Genomic DNA, 15,356 nt, shown 5'->3' on the forward strand with positions numbered 1-15,356 from the left:
ATCCAGTTAGCTTGGCTGTTGATCCGTCTCGGTACGACTATCTTGCGGCGAAAAGCGTCGATGCAATCCAGGTCGATACCAACGATCTTGATGCGCTGAAGCGCGCATGTTCTCGGCTGCGAGCGACCCATGATATTGCTGGCATCGTTTGTTTTTCGGGGCGCAAGGGGACAGTTGCTGAACTCTGCCGCTATTTCGGCCTAACAGTACCGGATTCCGAGTCAACTCAGGATGGCAGCGATGAAGTACGTCAACGTGGGATGCTGTCACCGGCCGGCCTCCCGATGCTTGCCGATCCATTGGTAGGGAATCCGACAGAGCTGCAAAGCGCTGCCGTGGAGATCTGCCTGCCGGTGGTCGTAAAGCCGGTCAGCGGCAGCGGTGCCGGAATGTATCGAATCGTCGACGAAATAGCCGAACATACAAGCAATGTGACGGGGCAGACGCTCGTGTGGCAGGCGCCGCGGCGACTACTGTTCGAAGAACTCGCGCCTTGCCCGTATGATACCGCTGATATTACCGCCGCTGCGGCCAGTCATCAGACTGAATGTGCAGATTTCGCGCCCGATGTCGCTGCCATTGCCACGGCGATCGCCGGAGTGACTGCCTTTGCAATCGCCCAAGGGCTTACCTTTCCGCTGATTTCACTGGTGCTGGAGCAGCGTGGGGTCTCGCCGACCATCTCCGGGCTCAATTCCGGCGCCTATGCCGCGGGTGTTGCCGTAGCAACCCTCGCCGTCGGCCGCCTTACGCATCTGATACGCGGCGATTACCTGATCGTTCTCGGCCTCATGGGCGGTGCCTGCAGCCTCGCAATCTTCGCGGCTTTCGACTCATCGTGGGTTTGGTTCGTTGCACGCTCTGCGCTTGGCTTCTGCTCCAGCATAACGTCCGTTCTGAGCGGAGCGTGGCTGAACAGCGCCTGTCCAAACCGCCTTCGCGGACGAGTCTCCGGTGTATACGGCATGGGACTCTGCGGTGGATTCGCTGCTGTGCCGCTGGCGATCCTCTTCTTCGGCACCGACGCCGGCCTTGCGTTTGCCTGGCTGGCGATTTTTGTCGCACTTGCTGCCTTCCTGATCTTTCTTCTCGGCCGTCACGCCCGCACCCAGCCCGAGCGGGGGGCGCCGGGTGAACTGTTCAAATTTTTCCGCAAGGCGCCACTGCTGATTGCCATGGTCAGCGCCTTCGCCTTTGCAGATGTAACCGCGATCTCCGAATTGCCGGTCTATTTCGTCCGGATGGGTCATTCGGCGACCTTTGCCGCCCTCAGCGTCACAGTGCTCTCTTTGCCGTCGGCAATTGTTCAGCCGCTAATCGGCTGGCTGCTCGACCGCACATCGCGCCACAGCGTTGCCATTTGCTCAGCCTTCATCGCCGGCGTGAGTTTTGTCGCGATTCCGTTCGTCCCTTCGGAACTTGGAGTTCTTTCAGCGTTTGCGCTGATGGGAGCGGCAATTTCCGCGCTCTATACCTGCGCTGTGACGATGCTTGGCGACCGGTTCACTGGCGGCGCCCTCGTTGGTGGCAGCGCTGCTTTTACGCTTGCCTATGCCAGCGGCAGCGCCGTTGGCTCGTCGGTAACCGGCAGCGCCATGGAGCTCGTCGCGCCCGCGGCCGGCCCGATCATCGCCGGTATCGTTTTACTTGCTTTCACCTGTGTAATGATCGGGAACGCACTGATCTGTGCACCAAGCTCCTGAACTAAAAGCGCCCGCGCAGTAGCTGAATCGAGGATCGCGGATTGCTTCCCCAACAACCATTACCTCGATGGGCACAGCCCGCCCCTTCTTTTCCGCTACGCACCCGACTGAGGGATCTCATGCGAGCTCGAATATTATGTCGGGGATTACGCGCACCCGCGGATCATGCGCAGGTTGCCAGTATAGGAATCCCGTGAAGCATTGTTGGAGTTTTTTGACCTGTGCAGCCGGCGAGGATCGACAGGAAGAATACCGGCAACGTCGACGCAGCCTGGACCAGTGCAACCATCAGATCGGACGCCGAAATGGTTGCCATCAGCCAACTGATGGCAACCGTTTGCACGAGCCACCCGAGACTGAAAATTTGTGAGGCCGTCCAGATCGAACGAAAAACTCCGTTTCTGAGGGGAGCGAGGATTGCTGAACCGGATTGATGGGGGTCGACGTGCTGCATGTCTCTCTGACTTTCAGGCAGGCCTTCGAGCCTCGTTGCTGCGACGCAGCAGGATATCCAGCGCTCCCTGAGACGTGATTGCAGGCAGCCGTGATTGCAGTGACTTCGCCGGATTCTGCCAGCGAAGCGCGGGTGCCGCCGACAAGTCCACGCTAAGCGTAATCCACGAGGCTTCCGTCAACGTTCACGCTGTGAAGCATGTTTCGCGTTCATGCGGGGCTCTGACCCTGGCGCGGCGCCCAGAACTTGTTCAGGCCAGTCCCTTGAGTTGCCCAAACAAGCGCAACGACAAGCGCTGCTGTTGGGGTGCAAGGCCGTTTGATTGCTACTCTTCCCGATTTCCTGAGATTTCCGAGGCGCGGACCTCAGCCGATGAATGCCGCCAATCTCAGCCGTATACGCCGATTATTTCTATTTCACGCATCTCGGCCGGCGTCTCGACCGGCTCGGCCAGGAATTTCTCGGCTTCCAGGGCCGCCATGCTTCCCATGCCGGCGGCGCTGATCGCCCGACGGAAGACCGGGTCGATTACATCACCGGCCGCGAGTACCCCCGGAACGGATGTCTTCGTCGACCAGGGACCAACCTTGATGTAGCCGGCCCGGTCCATGTCCAACTGACCGCGAAACAAGGCGGTTGCTGGATCATGACCTATGAAGAGGCCGTGCGTGGGCAGTTCCTTCGCGTCGCCGGTATTCACGTCACGAATTCGAACGCCCGTCACCGACTTCCGCGGCTCGCGCTCGCCGATAACTTCATCGATGACGTGGTTCCAAATGACGTTAACATTCGGTCTGGCCAAAAGGCGGTCCTGCAAGATCGGCTCCGCTCGAAAACGATTTCGGCGATGGACGACTGTGACCTTGGAGGCAAGGTTCGACAGATAGAGCGCTTCCTCCACGGCTGTGTTCCCGCCGCCGACAACGACCACTTCCTTGTTTCGATAGAAAAAGCCATCAGAGGTTGCGCAGGCGGAGACGCCGAATCCAGCAAATATCTTCTCTGAGGGAAGGCCAAGCCACCGGGGCTGGGCTCCCGTCGCGATGATGAGTGCGTCGGCGAGATACGTGTCGCCGGAGTGAGCTTGGAGACGGAATGGCCGCTTCCAGAGATCGACAGAGGTGATGATGTCGTACATCAACTTGGTGCCGACATTTTCTGCCTGCTGCCGCATCTGCTCCAGCAGCAAGGGACCTTTGACCGGCTCAGCGAAACCTGGGAAGTTCTCGACATAAGCCATGGTGGTGAGCTGGCCGCCGGCCTGCCGGCCGGTTACGAGGAGTGGCTTCAGGTTGGCAAGGGCAGCGCAGATGGCAGCGGTATAGCCCGCCGGTCCGGCCCCGATGATCAGGACCCTGGCGTGGTGGGTGTTCATGATGTGATCTCCTCCTACGTAACGGTCCGGTGGGTCGGCCGTGACGCGGCCTCGGGGGGGTGGTGTAGCAAAGGCAGCTCCTTGCGCATTGTGAAGCACTCAGCAGATCGAAAGGGCTTGGGGCTTGGGGTTTGGGTTCTGCGTTAGGGCTGAGACAGCGGTTCTGAACCAATCTGGTGAGAGCAATCGTGTCGGCCGGGTTCCCTGTGTGGTGACACAATGATGCTGCCAAGGGTGATATCGGACAGTGCCGCTGGTCAGCTTTGGAAATTGCAGTCTTATGCTGCTTTGGCACGCCCGCTTAGGCGCAACTTTAGTGGGATGTCAGCACTGGCGCCCGAAGGGCGTACAGAGACGGCCTTGGGCCTCACGATCAACGAGCAGCGTCACCGTGCGGTCGGGACTGCGGAACAACCTCGCACGACTGATGTTGAGGACGGTCTCAGAGGTGGTCGCTATTTGAACGGGACGGTGAACGGCCTCGTTGACTGCACGGTTGAACGCGCAACTTGCGTCGCCAAGCCGACAAAAGCGACAATGTCGTATGGGTGGTCGTCAAGCGTCGAGGCATGTGGAGACGTGGGCGCTCTTCCGAAACTTTGGCTTTCAGCGGCAAGGCGCCTTCTCTTTGCGCTCGCCGTTATTTGGCGGGAAGCCTGGGCGTTCGTCTTCGATCGATGCCACCAGCTTACGCTCCCGCTTGAACTTGCCGACCCCTGCCCCGTTCGACGACGAACGTTCTCCGCTTCAGAGCTGCCACCTTGTTTCCCTCGTTTGTTTGAACATTTCGGGTGTTAGGCACACACATGAATGCCCAACAGCATGGGCGCCCAGGGATAATCCCGCACAAGTGGTGCCATGTCGCTCGAGTGAGCTGAATTTGCCGTTCAGCTGTTGAGATGTGCAATGAGCACACGATTGAAGGAACTATCTGTGTCGCTGAACCCGACAAAGGTGACGGACAATGTCGTATGCCTCGTCGCCACGCGTCCGGTTGTAGAGATTGAACTACCTTGAAAGCCCGGGAGTGGTTCGGGCTGGGTTTCTTGCTCATCGTTTCCCCTGTTCGCAGCCATTCTGGTCGCAGCCGCGCAGAACCCCACTTATCCCCCTTTTCCCAATTCCGGAGCCCAGTCCACCGGCGTTGGTGCAGGTAACGGATCGTTCCTATTCGTCAATGGTCGGAAACGGTGTAATCGACCAGGTGATTGAGTCGACTGCACGCTGAAGTATCGCCGAGGTTTGAGTAGGGGTTGGAGAAGCGGCGATGACATGTCCGATACAGTCTCGGCAGTCGCCTTTCATGATGATCGGCGTCGGGGGCTTAGTATACCATGTGACCTCGGCGACACCCGGTACACCAGCTGCCTGATCGGCGCCATCGATAAGGTCGAGGGTGCCAGCGCGATCCGGAACCAGGAACCGTGCGGACGCAGTCTGCGAATGCCTTTTGCGCAAATCGCATTCGTCGCCAATGACAAGCTTGATGTGCTCGGTAATAAGATCGACACCGCAAGCCAGCTGAATCAGCTGAGGATCGGGCGAGCCAGCAAGACGCGGATTGACTTCAATGACAACCGGGCCACGCTCTGTCCACCGGAATTCAATGTTCGTTGGTCCCCAGTTAAGGTCGAGAGCGCCTAGGCAGCTCAGCGAAACATCGGTGATACGCGCCCGCTGGTCATCAGTCAGCGGGGCCGGATAGGTGTACTCACGATAGACGAAATGTGGCGGCGGTCCGAACTTACCGGCGCCTATCTCAATGACCCTATTTCCCATTATATCAGCAATAAAATAGGGCCCCTGTGCGAATTCTTCGACCAGTATCCTCGGCGAAGTCTGCCATTGGTACGTTCCGCCCAGCAGATAGACCGTATGTTCGGCTAGTTCCTCGGCATCGCGGCACAAACGGACACCGGTGCTTCCGCCGCCAGCGGCCGGTTTCAGGATCACTGGCAGGCCGATCTCCGCGGCAGCCCTTTCTACCTCCGCCGCATTCGTGGCCATGCGGTAAGCAGGCACGGGAACCCCAGCCTCGGCGAGCAGCTGACGTTGATTGAATTTGTCGCAGCATTGATCAATCGATGCGGGGTTTGGGCCCGGTAGACCGAAATGCCGACAGAGCTTGGCAGCGGTCGCATAGACCGCCTCGCCGGGATATGGAAAGCCGGTAATACCAGCAATGTCATAGGTCTCCCGAAGCCGGGAGCATTCACGGATCAGCGCGTCGAGATCGTCCGTGTCGACACGGATCGCCTCGATGTTTTCCGTTGTCAGATAGTTGTGACGGGCCGGATCAGCCGACAGGACAATTGGATGCACTCCAAGACGCTTGGCCGCTTGGACGTATCGCTGACCAGTACCCATTCTAGTGCCTTCAAGCAGAACGAGCGCTTTCGGCCTTGGTTGACCTTTCGATTTATGTTTCGTTGCCTTCCTTGAAGCTGCGGACGGAACGCGGAAGCCGTGGCCGCCGCGCATTCTAGCCATGACGTTCATGCGGCTGTGGAAGTGCGCCTCGTTTTTTGACGGGGAGCCGAGGCATCTATCTTCCTTGGATGCGGTTACCGGCTCAGGCTTTCGCTTGGGCTTGCCGGTACCCCCCTTGCCGTAGAACGCGATCTGACGCGGAGCTGCCATCTTGCTTCCTTTGTTGTTTAAACTATTTCGGTTGTTCGGACACATGAATGCGCAACAGCATGCGCGCCCAGGGCTGATCGTGCAAAAGGCGTGCCAGGCCGATGGGAGTTACTAAAATAATGCTAATGGCTGTTTTTCAGAGAGTTAGATCGGAAAGTGGCCGCACGGTTGGAGGAACAATCTGTGTCGTAAAGCCGACAAGGCTAAGGACAATGTCGCATGGACGCGGCAGTCATCCGCACGACGCCGGGCTTCTTCGCTTAGGGCGCTGAAGTGATGGAGCGGAGAATGCCGCAGTGGCAATAGCGGGTACTTTGGAGAGGGCAGAGCATGTCAACTCGCCCGGCGGCTGATGCGCGAGCTGCCGGCGAGGGCGCGATGAAGGCCCCTCGAGGCGTGGGGGTTGATAGCGGTCGGCACGCCCTGGTGCATGATCGTGTTGGTCACCGGATGGACGCGTATTTGCGCGGAATCCGGCACCTGCTTGATGCAGACTACAAGGTGCATGGTGTCTCTCCAGGCTCCAATCACATGTGTGCCAGCGTTGCTGGCAAGCGTTAAGCAGCAACCGGAATGGTCCTGACCGTCTTGCGCGATATTGTGTCTTCTTACCGCTTCCTAGGGGGATGATCGTGCAAAAGTCGTGCCAGGTCGCAGACGTGACTGAAATAATGCTAATTGCTTTCTTTCAAATAGTTAGATCGGGAAATTGGCCGCATGCTTGAAGGAACAATCTGTGTCGAGGGGCCGACAGAGGCGACGGACAATGTCATATGGCTGCGGCAATCATCCGCTCGACTGGTTTCTTTGCGTATAGGACGCGGAGGTGATGAATGCCGCAGTTGCAATGGCGGGCATTTTTTGAGAGGGCGGCGCATGTCAACTCGCACGGGGATTGTCTGCGCGATCGGAAGGCAAGGCGCGTGCGGCGCCTTCCCAAGGCGCATGATCGTGCTCGTCACTGAAGCGACGTGAATTCGCGCAGAAATCCGGCACCTGCTTGATACAGACTACGAGGTGCATGGTATCGCTCCAGGCTCCAATCATATGTGTGCCAGCGTTTCTGTCTCTTCCAGCATCAACCGTGCCAACCACTGACGTCATCACAAAGCATTGATGTGGACGTATTTCGGTCCAAGGTGTTCGGCCTCGATGGACTGTGGTTTGGCTGGTGCAGCGGCGTACATGGATTATCCCCCGTTCGATGTGGGGACAGATTGGCAATTCGCGTGACTTGGAGAAATTCGATTAGATCACTAAGCGTAACTACTTAGCTGCTTCGGTCAGGCTGTTGATCACGCCAAGCAGGTCGGCACCGGTGAACGGCTTCGTCAATGTCGTGTTGTCCACACGTTGCTGAAGGGCCGACAGGCCATCCACCAGCAGTATGGCCCGGCCGCCCCATTGCTAAGGAATTGCGCGGCGGCCTGAGGCTCGGATCTTAGTATGGCATCGTGGAGAACTTGCAGAGCGCTTGCCGGCAAGAGGCTTCAGCCTTTTGCACTGTCGTAGGATTCGGTGGCATATCCCTCGACCTCAAGGGCGAATGCCACGGACCGCCGGAGGCCCTGGTCCGCTGCAACGAAGACTATGATACTTCTAGCCACCAATTCGAATCCCGCTCAACTGACGTATGTGTGCCGCCGTAGGCCTCTAGTAGTGCGCTTGCGGCGGTGCTGCGCATTGCGCGAGATCAACTCAGTAGAAATCAGGATGGACCGAAACCTGCGGCCAGAGCCATTCGCACGAGATGGGGAAGGCTCTTCGGCTTCATCTTGGCCGCCAGATTGGCTCGGTGCACCTCGACAGTGCGCGGGCTGATGTCCAGATCATAGGCGATCGACTTATTGGGAAGGCCCGCGACGACTGCGGAGAGCACCTGGCGTTCTCTCTCGCTCAGCGTCTGGAGCCTTGCTCGGATATCGTTGGCTTCGTCCGCATCGGCTTCCGCAGCCACCAGATGTTCAGATGCCCTCACGTTGCCTCGATGATCACGGTATCCTCGAAAGGTTTCTCGATGAAATCCACGGCTCCCGCTTTCATGGCCTCTACCGCCATGGGCACGTCGTCGTGCCCGGTAACCACGATCGAGGGGTATATTGATCTTGTGATCGCCGAGATTGCGCAGAAGCTCTACGCCGGATATGTCAGGCATTCTCAGGTCCGTGACGAGAACCCCGTTTCTGAAGCAGCTAGGTGGTTACGCTTAGTGATCTTACCGAATTTCTTCAAGTCACGCGAGTTGCCAATCTGTCCCCACATCGAACGGGGGATAATCCATGTACGCCGCTGCACAAGCCAAACCACAGTCCATCGAGGCCGAACACCTTGGACCGGCCCCAATTTCCAGGTCCCTCTTGTCTGCACTTTCAAGCCAAGGTCGCGAGATCTATGCCCAGGGCGATCTGAACGACAGGTGCTATCAGGTTTCGACCGGAGCCGTGCGTGTCTACCGCCTCCTTTCAGATGGACGCCGACAAGTCGTATCCTTTCATCTCCCAGGCGAAATGTTCGGGTTCGAAGCGGGACCCACCGCAGCATGGATCTGGCCGACATCCCGATCGTCTTCAAACCGGGCACCGATCTGGCGATCCTGAACTACATCGCCAACCACATCATCCAGACCGGCAGAGTGAATGAGGATTTCGTCAGGAAGCATACGACGTTCATGCTCGGCGCGACCGACATTGGCTATGGCCTGAGGCCCGACAATCCGCTCGAGGTCAAGGCCGTGAACGCCAAGGATGCGGCTAAAATGACGCCGAGCGACTTCGAGAGCTTCAAGACTTTCGTGTCGGAATACACGCTCGACAAGGTGGTCGAACTCACCGGGGTCGAGGCCGGATTCCTCGAACAACTGGCCGACCTTTATGCCGATCCCAAGCGCAAGGTCATGTCGCTCTGGACCATGGGGTTCAACCAGCATGTGCGCGGCGTCTGGGTCAACCAGATGGTGTACAACCTGCATCTCCTGACCGGGAAGATCTCCGAGCCGGGCAACAGCCCGTTCTCGCTGACCGGTCAACCCTCGGCCTGCGGGACGGCGCGCGAGGTCGGCACCTTCGCCCACCGGCTGCCAGCCGACATGACCGTGACCAATCCGGAGCACCGCAAGCATGCCGAGGAGATCTGGCGCATTCCCCACGGCATCATTCCGGAGAAACCCGGATACCATGCGGTTGAGCAGGACCGGATGCTGAAAGACGGCAAGCTCAATTTCTATTGGGTGCAGGTCAACAACAACGTCCAGGCGGCTCCCAATACGCAGAACGAGACCTATCAGGGCTATCGTAATCCGGACAATTTTATCGTCGTGTCCGACGTCTATCCAACGATCACCGCTATGAGCGCGGACCTGATCCTTCCGGCCGCCATGTGGGTGGAGAAGGAAGGCGCCTATGGCAATGCGGAGCGGCGCACCCATGTCTGGCACCAGCTCGTCGATGCGCCCGGCGAGGCCCGTTCCGATCTCTGGCAGATGGTGGAGTTTTCCAAGCGCTTCACCACCGACGAGGTGTGGCCGACCGACATCCTCGACGCTACCGGGAAGGCTACGATCCCTACGTGAAGCCGGGGGAGGGCGTGAAGTTCTATGGTCGTCCGGACGGCAAGGCGGTGATCCTCGCCGTTCCCTACGAGCCGCCGGCGGAATCTCCCGACGACGAATACAACGTTTGGCTGGTGACGGGCCGCGTCCTCGAGCACTGGCATTCCGGCTCGATGACGATGCGGGTGCCGGAACTCTACAAGGCGCCAGTCCCGGCTATCGGGGCAAGACCCTCTACGACGTGCTCTTCAAGAACGGCAACGTCGACCGCTTCCCGGCAAGCGAGATCAGCAGGGAATACGCCAACCGCGAGGCCGAGGCCTTCGGCTTCTACATCCAGAAGGGCCTGTTCGAGGAATATGCCTCCTTCGGGCGCGGTCACGGGCCGTCGTCAACAACCCACTTCGGGATCGGGTGCGCCTCTACTTCGCCCATTTCCTGCGGCGGGCCGGAAAGCTCCGGCACCCGTTTGTCAGCCATTTGCGCGATTGCTCCCGTTGCGACGACCAGGATGGCCAACGGCGCCCCCAGCATCGATCCAGGGCTTCTCATCATGCGACAGAGACGATTTTGACCGCGCATTTTTTGAAGTCCGTCTGTTTGGAGATGGGATCGGTTGCGTCGAGTGTCACCTTGTTGATCAGCCTGCTGGCGTCGAACCAGGGTACGAAGATGACGCCCGGCGGCATGCGGTTGCGGCCGCGCGTCTCGACGCGCGCGCGAATCTCGCCGCGGCGGGAAACGATCCTGACCTCGGCCCCCTGGTTGATACCGCGATCGCGTGCGTCGCCCGCATTCATGAAGCAGACTGCACCGGGGAACGCCAGAGCGTCTCCTTGCCGTCGACGACAGGCCAGCGGAGCCCCCGCTCCTCGTGGTAGCGGTCATAGGGGGCGAGGTCATCGTCCGCAAGGAGCGCGCCTATCCCGACCAGCCCCCAGTCATCCCGCATTCGATCGAGGGCTACCAACTTTCGGTCAACACCAACCGATGCCTTTCCTGCCACAAGCGCGAACTCACACAGGAGTCCGGCGCGCCGATGATCAGCGTCACCCATTACATGACGCGGGAGGGGCAGATGCTCGCCGACGTTTCGCCGCGGCGCTATTTCTGCACAGCCTGCCACGTGCCGCAGGCGGACGTGCGACCGCTCGTCGGCAACACCTTCCGGGACATGAGCGAGATGGGCGTCAGCCAGGCGGGGAGCGAGTAGGCCATGGCTCGGATAAAGCGCCTCCTACTCTGGGTGTGGAAGATCCTGACTACGCCGGCCGCAACGCTCAGCCTCGCCTTTTTGACACTCGGCGGCTTCGTCGGGGGCGTGATCTTCTGGGGCGCTTTCAACACCGCCTTGGAGCTCACCAACACCGAGGAGTTTTGCGTCTCCTGTCATGAGATGCGGGCCAACGTATATGAGGAGCTTACGCGCACGGTTCATTTCTCCAACCGCTCGGGCGTCCGGGCGTCCTGTCCCGACTGCCACGTGCCGCATGAGTGGACGGACAAGATCGCCCGCAAGATGCAGGCCTCAAAGGAAGTGTGGGGCAAGATCTTCGGGACCATCAACACGCGCGAGAAGTTCCTCGACCACCGCCTGGAACTCGCCAAGCACGAATGGGCGCGGCTCAAGGCCAACGACAGCCTCGAGTGCCGCAACTGTCACTCCTCAGCGGCGATGGACCTTTCCAAGCAGACGCAGCGTGCAGCAGAAATCCATACGCGCTACCTGCTGCCGGGCAGGGCGACCTGCATCGATTGCCATAAGGGCATTGCCCACGAACTGCCGAACATGCAGGGGGTTGAGCCCGGCTGGAAGCTGCCGCCCGAACTCGAAGGAGAGACGCTCCCCTCGGCCTCGGCGATCGACGATCTAAAGCGCGTCATGAACAAGGCTCACAGCGCGGCGCTCGCGAATTAGGACCGCTTGCCCCGAGGCATTTAGCGGCGCTTCTGTAGCCTCCCAGCACGGGGAGAAGAAAGGCTATCTAACCATCAAGACGGGCAGCATCGGTGCATCGATCATCGACTTGGTTACGCCGCCGAATACCCTCTCGCGGATGCGCGAGTGCCCATAGGCGCCGATCACGGTCAGGTCGGCCGATGTGTCGCGTGCGTGCTGGGCGAGTACCTCTTCGACCCGGCGGCCGGCACTCGCAAGCTGGTCGACTGCAACTTTGACGCCGTGTCGTGCGAGATAAGTGGCGATGTCAGCGCCGGGTTCTTCGCCGTTCTTGGTCTTTGGATCGACGAGCACCAGGTGTACCCCCTCGGCGTTTTGCATCATGTCCAGCGATTCGCGGGCGGCCCTTGCGGACTCGATGGTCGAGTTCCACGCAAGGAGGACGTTCTTCGGCTCCAAGGTAACTGATCGGAGATTCGCAGCGAGCAGGACCGGCCGTGCCGAATAGAAGAGAGCACCCTCTATGACTCCCCGCCGGAGGAGGTCATCTACCCTTAGACTTGTGCCGACCAAGGTGACATCAGCATACCGCGCACGCTCTCCGACGTCTTGCCCGAGCCGCATCGTCTCTGAGTATCGCCCAACCACATCGTATGAAATCCCGGCACTTCCGAGGATCTCCCTGGCTTCTCTGACCGATTGACGCAGTTGCTCCATATCACCGTCGCGGCTGTCAATCCACGCGGCGGAGATGGCTGCGAGGTCTCCCATCGCAGGGAGAGTGGCTATCTTGCTGACTAGAACCGAGAGGTGCGCACCCTCCGACGCGCAAAGATCTGCCGCTGCCCTCAGGTCATCTTCGAGTTGGCCGATACCAACCACCAGAAGGATCGTCTTGTACGTCATTGGCCTGATCTCCCGAACGCGATTTGAATGCAGAAGCGATCTTACTCTGCGTCGCGGCGGCTACATTGATCACGGTCAATACTGTCGCGACGGGCTCTCGTCGTGGGGCGATTTGCAGCAAGCGGCGGGTTGGCTGTTTACGCCAGCATGGGCTATGGAAGAGTACGTATGGTGCAAGTACAGCCAAGACGTTGGGCATTGCAGCGGTAAACAGTCCTTCGGCGGATAACTGGATGCTTTCAAAAAGCGGTATTGAGTGGACTCAGTGGGGACGACGGGTCGTCAGGTGGAGAGGCGACGGCGTCGCAGCCTATATTGTCGCCGCGATCGTCACGTCGAGCGTTCTTGCGATCAGAATGATACGGGCCGAACCAATCGGCGAGGGCCTTCTCTTCTCGTTTATCCCGGCCATCCTCGTTGTGGCGCTGATCGGCGGCCGCAATCCGATCCTCTTTGCAGCCGGGCTGTCGCTCGTTGTAGCGGTGTCTCATCAGCAGATCACGAGCGCCGACGGTCCGAGTGTCGTGGAACTGCTGGTCTTCGGGTCGGCAGTGCTTCTGATCGTGGCACTGGGAGAAGTGCTTGAGGCGGCAAGACGCGCCATCGACCGGACCGAGGACGTCGTAAGGGCCCGCGACGCTCATCTGAGATCCATACTGGATACTGTTCCGGACGCTACAGTGGTCAGCGCTACCGACGGCACAATCGTGTCCTTCAACGCCGCGGCCGTCCGGCAGTTCGGATACGCGGAGGAGGAGGTCATCGGCCAGAACCTGCGCATATTGATGCCGGAACCCTACCGCCACGAACACGACGGATATCTGCAGCGCTACATGGCAACCGGGGAAAAGCGCATCATCGGTATCGATCGCGTTGTCTCGGGGCAGCGGAAGGATGGATCGACGTTTCCGATGAAGCTCGCCGTGGGGGAGATGCGGTCGGGCGGCGAGAGGTTCTTCACGGGCTTCATAAGAGACCTGACGGAGCGGGAGGAGTCTGCCGCAAGGCTCGAGCAGATACAGGCTGAACTGGCGCGCCTTGCCCGCCTAAATGAGATGGGCGAAATGGCTTCGACGCTTGCCCACGAACTGAACCAGCCGTTGTCGGCGATCGCCAACTATTCGCATGGCTGTACGAGGCTGTTGCGTGACATGGACGACGCCGTCGCTACGCGAATACGCGAGGCGCTCGAAGAGGTGGCGAGCCAGTCGCTGCGGGCCGGCCAGATCATCAAACACCTGAGGGAGTTCGTCACCAAGGGCGAGACGGAAAAGGCTCCGGAAGATATACGCAAGCTGGTGGAGGAGGCCGCGGCCTTGGCTCTGGTCGGTTCGCGCGAGCAGGGCGTCCGCACCGTATTCGAGTATCTGCCCGGTGCCGAAATGGTATTGGTGGACCGTATCCAGGTGCAGCAGGTCCTCATCAATCTGATGCGCAACGCGATCGAGGCGATGCGCCACGTCGACCGCCGGGAACTGACGATCCGCACGATGCCGGCCGATCCGGGCGAGGTAGCAGTCGTCGTTGAAGACACCGGCGGAGGCATTCCGGAAGAAGTCGCCGGTCAGCTCTTCAAGCCGTTCGTCACGACCAAGGCAAGCGGAATGGGCATCGGGCTGTCCATTTCTAAGCGGATCGTCGAGGCGCACGGCGGAGAGATGACTGTTTCGAAAAATGAGGCCGGCGGAGCCACTTTCCGGTTCACGCTTCCCGCCTATCTAGATGAACGGATCGTTGCAAATGACTGATTATACGGTGCACATTGTTGATGACGAAGAGCCGGTCAGGAAGTCGCTGGCATTCATGCTGACAATGAACGGTTTCGCCGTGAAAATGCATCAATCGGCCGAGGCCTTTCTGGCTTTCGCGCCGGACGTCAGAAACGGGGTTCTCGTGACGGACCTGAGAATGCCGGACATGTCCGGCGTAGAGCTTCTGCGCAATCTCGGCGATCGCAAGATCAATATACCGTCGATCGTGATTACCGGGCACGGCGACGTGCCCATGGCGGTGGAGGCGATGAAGGCGGGGGCGGTGGACTTCATAGAGAAGCCTTTCGAGGATACCGTGATCATCGAGGCAATCGAGAGGGCGTCTGAACATCTGGTGGCTGCGGAAGCCGATGTGGACGATGCCAACGATATCCGAGCCAGGCTCCAGACGCTGAGCGAGAGAGAACGCCAGGTGCTCTCGGCAGTCGTCGCGGGCCTTCCCAACAAGTCGATCGCCTATGATCTGGACATCAGTCCGCGTACCGTCGAGGTGCACCGCGCCAATGTAATGGCCAAGATGAAGGCGAAGAGCCTCCCCCATCTCGTTCGCATGGCTCTCGCTGCAGGTTTCGGTCCATTCTGATTTTCTGCTGATTTGATCTCGCGCAATGCAGTGCGTTGCCGCAAGCGGTCTAATACCGGCTCATTGCGGGGAGATGCACGTCACATTGCGCGGGACTGAAATTGTTGGATGCGAAAACCATCATCGTCGTTGCAGCGGACCAGGGCCTCCGGCGGTCCGTGGCATTCGCCCTCGAAGTCGAAGGATATTACACGGAATCCTACGACTCCGTGCAAAAGGCTGAAGCCTCTTGCCGGGAAGCGCTCTGCGCGATTGTTGACGATGACATACTAAGATCCGAGCCTCAGGCCGCCGCGCAATTCCTTAGCAATCGGGGGGGCCGGGCCATACTGCTGGTTGATGGCCTGTCGGCCCTTCAGCGACGTGTGGACTACGCGACATTGACGAAGCCGTTCACCGGTGCCGACCTGCTCGGCGTGATCAACAGCCTGGTCGTGGCAGCTAAGTAGTTCCCCTTAGTGATCTAACCCAATTTC

The 15,356-nt window shown here is 59.4% G+C and carries 10 protein-coding genes and 8 pseudogenes; 9 read left to right on the top strand and 9 right to left on the bottom strand.

The window, feature by feature from the left end; genetic code table 11:
• Positions 1-11: 11 nt before the first annotated feature.
• Positions 12-1,703, top strand: coding sequence for an MFS transporter (locus tag PZL22_RS30225; RefSeq protein ID WP_284718740.1), 1,692 nt, complete (start codon positions 12-14; stop codon positions 1,701-1,703).
• 226 nt (positions 1,704-1,929) lie between these two features.
• On the opposite strand, the pseudogene PZL22_RS30230 reads toward PZL22_RS30225, so the two are convergent.
• The 6 genes and pseudogenes from PZL22_RS30230 to PZL22_RS30250 form a co-directional block, all read right to left on the bottom strand.
• Positions 1,930-2,157: pseudogene (locus PZL22_RS30230) on the bottom strand (MFS transporter); the annotation flags it as partial.
• 388 nt (positions 2,158-2,545) lie between these two features.
• Positions 2,546-3,532, bottom strand: a complete 987-nt coding sequence (gene trxB, locus PZL22_RS30235; protein ID WP_088196036.1) for a thioredoxin-disulfide reductase — start codon at positions 3,530-3,532, stop codon at positions 2,546-2,548.
• Positions 3,533-4,699: 1,167 nt separating this feature from the next.
• Positions 4,700-5,899, bottom strand: a complete 1,200-nt coding sequence (locus PZL22_RS30240; RefSeq protein WP_127701945.1) for an ATP-grasp domain-containing protein — start codon at positions 5,897-5,899, stop codon at positions 4,700-4,702.
• A gap of 606 nt (positions 5,900-6,505) precedes the next feature.
• Positions 6,506-6,679: an adenine nucleotide alpha hydrolase family protein gene (locus tag PZL22_RS30245; protein ID WP_153408333.1), complete on the bottom strand. Its 174-nt coding sequence runs from the start codon at positions 6,677-6,679 to the stop codon at positions 6,506-6,508.
• A 759-nt stretch (positions 6,680-7,438) separates the two neighbouring features.
• Positions 7,439-7,856, bottom strand: a pseudogene (locus tag PZL22_RS31745) (transcriptional regulator).
• A gap of 24 nt (positions 7,857-7,880) precedes the next feature.
• Positions 7,881-8,357: pseudogene (locus tag PZL22_RS30250) on the bottom strand (LuxR C-terminal-related transcriptional regulator); the annotation flags it as partial.
• A gap of 94 nt (positions 8,358-8,451) precedes the next feature.
• On the opposite strand from PZL22_RS30250, the pseudogene PZL22_RS30255 reads away from it, so the two are divergent.
• The 3 pseudogenes from PZL22_RS30255 to PZL22_RS31750 form a co-directional block, all read left to right on the top strand.
• A pseudogene (locus tag PZL22_RS30255) lies at positions 8,452-8,700 on the top strand (cyclic nucleotide-binding domain-containing protein); the annotation flags it as partial.
• A pseudogene (locus PZL22_RS30260) lies at positions 8,631-9,925 on the top strand (molybdopterin-dependent oxidoreductase); the annotation flags it as partial. The pseudogenes PZL22_RS30255 and PZL22_RS30260, both read left to right, overlap by 70 nt.
• Positions 9,925-10,104 (top strand): annotated as a pseudogene (locus tag PZL22_RS31750) (hypothetical protein); the annotation flags it as partial. The pseudogenes PZL22_RS30260 and PZL22_RS31750, both read left to right, overlap by 1 nt.
• Before the next feature lie 2 nt (positions 10,105-10,106).
• On the opposite strand, the pseudogene PZL22_RS30265 reads toward PZL22_RS31750, so the two are convergent.
• A pseudogene (locus tag PZL22_RS30265) lies at positions 10,107-10,301 on the bottom strand (nitrate reductase cytochrome c-type subunit); the annotation flags it as partial.
• Positions 10,271-10,620 (bottom strand): annotated as a pseudogene (locus PZL22_RS30270) (molybdopterin dinucleotide binding domain-containing protein); the annotation flags it as partial. The pseudogenes PZL22_RS30265 and PZL22_RS30270, both read right to left, overlap by 31 nt.
• Here PZL22_RS30270 and PZL22_RS30275 point away from each other — a divergent pair.
• Positions 10,594-10,932 carry a nitrate reductase cytochrome c-type subunit gene (locus PZL22_RS30275; RefSeq protein WP_284718818.1) on the top strand — a complete coding sequence of 113 codons (339 nt, stop codon included), beginning with the start codon at positions 10,594-10,596 and terminating at the stop codon, positions 10,930-10,932. The pseudogene PZL22_RS30270 and the gene PZL22_RS30275 sit on opposite strands and share 27 nt — an antisense overlap.
• 3 nt (positions 10,933-10,935) lie before the next feature.
• Entirely contained in the window at positions 10,936-11,637 is a 702-nt protein-coding gene (locus PZL22_RS30280) for a cytochrome c3 family protein (protein ID WP_088196046.1), read from the top strand.
• Positions 11,638-11,700: 63 nt separating this feature from the next.
• On the opposite strand, the gene PZL22_RS30285 is transcribed toward PZL22_RS30280, so the two are convergent.
• The gene (locus PZL22_RS30285) at positions 11,701-12,525 is read right to left on the bottom strand and encodes a universal stress protein (protein ID WP_088196047.1); all 825 of its coding nucleotides are present in this window, start codon (positions 12,523-12,525) and stop codon (positions 11,701-11,703) included.
• A 233-nt stretch (positions 12,526-12,758) separates the two neighbouring features.
• Between PZL22_RS30285 and fixL the strand changes: the two genes are divergently transcribed.
• The 3 genes from fixL to fixT all read left to right on the top strand — a co-directional run bounded on the left by fixL (position 12,759) and on the right by fixT (position 15,329).
• Positions 12,759-14,273 carry an oxygen sensor histidine kinase FixL gene (gene fixL / locus PZL22_RS30290; RefSeq protein WP_284718741.1) on the top strand — a complete coding sequence of 505 codons (1,515 nt, stop codon included), beginning with the start codon at positions 12,759-12,761 and terminating at the stop codon, positions 14,271-14,273.
• On the top strand, positions 14,266-14,880 hold the full coding sequence (gene fixJ, locus PZL22_RS30295) for a response regulator FixJ (RefSeq protein ID WP_127662948.1): 615 nt from the start codon (positions 14,266-14,268) through the stop codon (positions 14,878-14,880). Before fixL ends, fixJ begins: the two co-directional genes overlap by 8 nt.
• Before the next feature lie 101 nt (positions 14,881-14,981).
• Complete coding sequence (gene fixT, locus PZL22_RS30300; protein ID WP_284718742.1) at positions 14,982-15,329, top strand: transcriptional regulator FixT; 348 nt, start codon at positions 14,982-14,984, stop codon at positions 15,327-15,329.
• Positions 15,330-15,356 lie beyond the last annotated feature (27 nt).

This window comes from Ensifer meliloti, assembly GCF_030064585.1.
Taxonomy (GTDB): Bacteria; Pseudomonadota; Alphaproteobacteria; order Rhizobiales; family Rhizobiaceae; genus Sinorhizobium; species Sinorhizobium meliloti.